This window comes from Paraburkholderia sp. LEh10 (assembly GCF_017814945.1).
Classification (GTDB): Bacteria; Pseudomonadota; Gammaproteobacteria; order Burkholderiales; family Burkholderiaceae; genus Paraburkholderia.
On record NZ_JAGIPX010000164.1, the window covers coordinates 1 to 4202 of the forward strand.

4 protein-coding genes and 1 pseudogene are annotated in these 4202 nt (G+C 61.8%); 4 read left to right on the plus strand and 1 reads right to left on the minus strand.

All coding sequences use genetic code 11. From position 1 onward, the window contains the following. From J8I87_RS43470 to istB, 4 genes and pseudogenes are all read left to right on the plus strand, one after another. On the plus strand, nt 1–1271 hold a 1271-nt coding region (locus J8I87_RS43470; protein ID WP_209938774.1), incomplete at its 5' end, for an IS701 family transposase. 260 nt (nt 1272–1531) lie between these two features. After that, a pseudogene (locus J8I87_RS46630) lies at nt 1532–1696 on the plus strand (hypothetical protein); the annotation flags it as partial. Further along, entirely contained in the window at nt 1686–3227 is a 1542-nt protein-coding gene (gene istA / locus J8I87_RS43475; RefSeq protein ID WP_209938780.1) for an IS21 family transposase, read from the plus strand. The pseudogene J8I87_RS46630 and the gene istA, both read left to right, overlap by 11 nt. A gap of 15 nt (nt 3228–3242) precedes the next feature. Further along, nucleotides 3243–4001 carry an IS21-like element helper ATPase IstB gene (istB, locus tag J8I87_RS43480; RefSeq protein ID WP_209938776.1) on the plus strand — a complete coding sequence of 253 codons (759 nt, stop codon included), beginning with the start codon at nt 3243–3245 and terminating at the stop codon, nt 3999–4001. 6 nt (nt 4002–4007) lie between these two features. Here istB and J8I87_RS43485 read toward each other — a convergent pair. Beyond that, nucleotides 4008–4202: hypothetical protein (locus tag J8I87_RS43485; RefSeq protein WP_209938778.1), on the minus strand; the 195-nt coding region annotated here is incomplete at its 5' end.

Sequence of the window (4202 nt, forward strand, 5' to 3'; positions counted from 1 at the left end):
CACAGGCGTTAGGGCATGCCGATCGCTATGCCGGTCTCAAGGGCTACTGTTCGGGCCTGGTATTGCCGTTGTCACGTAAGAGCGTCGAGCCGATGGCCGCGCATATTGACCCACTTCACGCGAGTGCGAAGCACCAGTCACTCCACCACTTTGTGGCCAAGGCAGACTGGTCTGATCCTGCGGTCTTGCAGCGGGTACGCGAATGGGTGATGCCCGCGTTAGACGCACACGCTGCTGAAGAGGCCGGCTACTACTGGATTATTGACGACACCGGCTTTCCAAAGAAGGGACGTCATTCGGTCGGGGTGGCACGTCAGTACTGTGGGCAACTCGGCAAACAGGACAACTGCCAGATCGCCGTGAGCCTGTCGATCGCGACGCAACGCGGCAGCCTGCCAATTGCCTGGCAATTGTATGTCCCCAAGGAATGGATTGACGACCGGGAACGTGCCCGTCGCGCTGGCATTCCCGACGAACTGGATTTTCAGACCAAGCCACAGATTGCGCTGGCCCAGCTTCGCGAGGCTATAGCATCCGGCGTTGCGCCGGGCATCGTGCTGGCCGACGCTGGGTATGGCGACGAAACCGCATTCCGTGAGGGCATAACTGAACTGGGTCTGTTGTACGCGGTAGGGATCCGGCCGGGCACCTCTGTGTGGGCGCCAGGTACAGCGCCGCTTCCGCCCAAGCCCTGGAGCGGACGCGGCAAGCCACCGACATTGCTGCGCCGTGCGCCCGGCCACGAGCCGATCGTGGTGAAGGAATTGGCCATGCAATTGCCCGCAACCGCCTGGCAGGCCGTAACCTGGCGGGAAGGCAGCAACGCGGCACTTTCCTCACGCTTTGCCGCCGTGCGGGTTCGCCCCGCACATCGCGACACGTGGCGAAGTACTGTTCGCGAAGAAGAATGGCTGCTCATTGAATGGCCTGATGGCGATACGGAGCCGCTCAAATACTTTCTCACTACCGCCCCCGAAGAGGCGACCCTCGAGCAGCTTGTGTTCGTGACCAAAATGCGCTGGCGCATCGAGCGCGACTATCAGGACCTGAAGCAGGAGTTCGGGCTCGGTCATTATGAAGGACGAGGGTGGCGGGGCTTTCACCATCACGCCACGCTGAGTATCGCTGCGTATGGGTTTCTGATGGCTCAGCGACTCAGGATGCGTTCAGATGAGCGCGATAAAAAAAACTTCCCCGAACGCGCGCTGCCTGCCCTTCCCCCGGATTACATCCCACGGGGCAGTCCAGCGCGCTCAACGCCACGTTCCTGATTCCATTACCACGTTGCGCATCCTGCTTGGCTTACGGCTCATGCAACGATGGCATAGCCCGGTAATAGACCGCGCAACTGATTATGTGACACAGTAAGACTTCTATGGGGCATTGGAAGTCAAGCCCTTTCGCGATCCATTTTTCCGTCAGTTATCTCCCATTCGAGAGCGCGACAGGTTATTCACGGCCGGCCGGCGGGTCGCCTGTTATGCGTATTCCACGCCAAACCGAACGCTGATTCCACAGCAAACCGAGCACGGATTCCACAGCAAAGCGAGCGCCGATTCCACGGCAAACCGAGCAGGGATTCCACGACTGCCCGAGCGCGAATTCCACGCGTAACCGAGCAGTAAGGTGGAGGGACGGCGACGCGGATAACCATGGCACGCTTGACGATTTTGTCGGGCGGCCGAATGTCGAATAGAAGGTTATCCATGCGCCAAATCAGGGAAGTGCTGCGCCTGCGTTTCCTATGTGAACGTAGCCAGCGCGAGATCGCGACGACGATCGGCGCTTCGAGCGCGACGGTCTGGGACTACCTGGACCGTGCCCGGCGTGCGCAACTGGACTTCGGGAAGGCCATGTCGATGGACGACGCGGCACTCGAGGCGCTGCTGTTTCCGCCGCCACCGTCGTTGAGCCGGACACGCCCTCTGCCCAACTGGGCGCTCGTGCATCGCGAGCTTGGCAGGCGAGGCGTAACGCTGGACCTGCTCTGGAACGAGTACAAGGCCCAGGAGCCCGAAGGTTACGGCTACAGTTGGTTCTGCAAGCACTACGAGCGCTGGGCGGCGGCCCTGCCGGTCACGCTGCGCCAGACACACACTCCGGGCGAGAAGCTGTTCATCGACTACTCGGGTAACAGGCTGGGCATCGTTGATCCGTACACCGGCGAGATCCGCGAGGCGGAACTGTTCGTCGCGACGCTCGGCGCATCGAACTACACATATGCCGAGGTCACCTGGACCCAGCAGCTTGAGGACTGGATCGGTTCGCATGTGCGCGCACTGAACTTCATCGGCGGTTGTGTCGAGATCCTGGTGCCCGACAACCTGAAGTCCGGCGTACACAAGGCCGACTTCTACGATCCGGTTCTGAACCGCACCTACGGCGAGATGGCTGCCCATTACTCGATGGCGATCATCCCGGCACGCAAACGTCGGCCCCGCGACAAGGCGAAGGTCGAGCAGTCGGTGCTCCTGGCACAGCGATGGATTCTGGCCCGGTTGCGCAACCAGCGGCTATTCAGCCTGGACGAAGCCAATCGCGCAATAGCCGCGCTGCTCGTCGAACTGAACAACAGGCCGTTCAAGAAGCTGCCCGGCTGCCGCCGCAGCGCCTTCGAGGAACTTGATCGCCCAGCACTTCGGCCGCTGCCAGAAAGGCCTTATCAGTATGCACAGTGGAAGGTTGCGCGTGTGGGCATCGATTACCACGTCGAACTCGACGAACACTATTACTCGGTCTCGTACTGCCACGCGCGCGAGCAGGTCGACGTGCGCCATACAAAGACAACGGTCGAGATCTTCCTGCGCGGTCAGCGTATAGCCGCGCATGCGAAGAGCGAGCGCCGCGGCCATCACACCACGATCGCTGCCCATATGCCGCCGAATCATCGGGCTGCCACCACGGAGTGGAATCCGCAACGGCTGATCAACTGGGCCACCGACATCGGTCCGCACACCGCTGCGGTCATCGAACACCTGCTTGGCGGTCGCCAGCATCCGCAGCAGGCTTACCGCGCCTGCCTGGGCGTGCTGCGCATGGGCAAGGACTACGGCCGTGCGCGGCTGGAAGCCGCCTGCCAGCGCGCCATTGATCTGAAGGCGCCGAGCTACCGGTTCATCGCCTCAACGTTGAAGAATGGTCTGGAGAGCAAGGCCGATGCGCCCGTCGCCCAGACCGAACTGCCGCTCGTGCACGCCAACGTGCGCGGGCCGTCCTACTTCCATTAAAAGGAGCGTATTGACATGCTGCATCACCCGACCGTTGAACGGCTGCACGAGCTGCGCCTGTTCGGCATGGCCGCCGCGCTGGCCGACCAGCACTCCCAGAACAGCATCGATCAGCTCGGCTTCGAGGAGCGCCTCGGACTGCTCGTCGAACGCGAAGCAAGCGAACGTCAGTCGCGACTTCTGACGGCGCGGCTGCGCCGCGCGAAGCTGCGCTTCCCTGACGCGGTACCGGAGGACATCAACTACCGCGAGCCCCGCGGACTCGACCGCGTATTACTCGCCCGGCTGCTTGCCGGCGAATGGATACGGGCGCATCAGAACGTGATTCTGGTCGCGCCAACCGGGCTTGGCAAAAGCTGGCTTGCATGCGCGATGGTCAACCAGGCATGCCGTCAGGGCTTCTCGGCCTGCTATCTGCGCATGCCGAAGTTCAACGAGGAGATGGCCATCGCGCACGGTGGCGGCGGCTATGCGAAGCTGCTCGCACAATGGGCAAAGACCGACATCCTCGTCATGGATGATCTCGCCATGGCGCCGCTGTCGGATCCGGCGCGGCGCGATCTGCTCGAGGTGCTCGACGACCGGCACGGCCGGTGTTCGACGATCGTCACCAGCCAGATCCCGGTCAATAGCTGGCACGCCGCCATCGGTGATCCAACGCTTGCTGACGCGATTCTCGACCGGCTGGTTCACAACGCACATCGACTCACGCTATCAGGCGAATCGATGCGCAAGCGCCGAAATGGTTTGACCACCGAAGACGAGAAGGAGTAAAAGAACTCACCCCGCGTCGCTACGTCCGCAGCGCTCGCTTTGCTGTGGAATATCCGTTCGGCTTCGCGTGGAATGCCTGCTCGCTTTGCCGTGGAACGGCTGCTCGATTTGCGTGGAATACGCACCTGTTACGACCACGACGCTGGCCGGCGGTGGATAACCTGCTCGATCAGATGTTTTGCAATCCTCCATATCAGACAA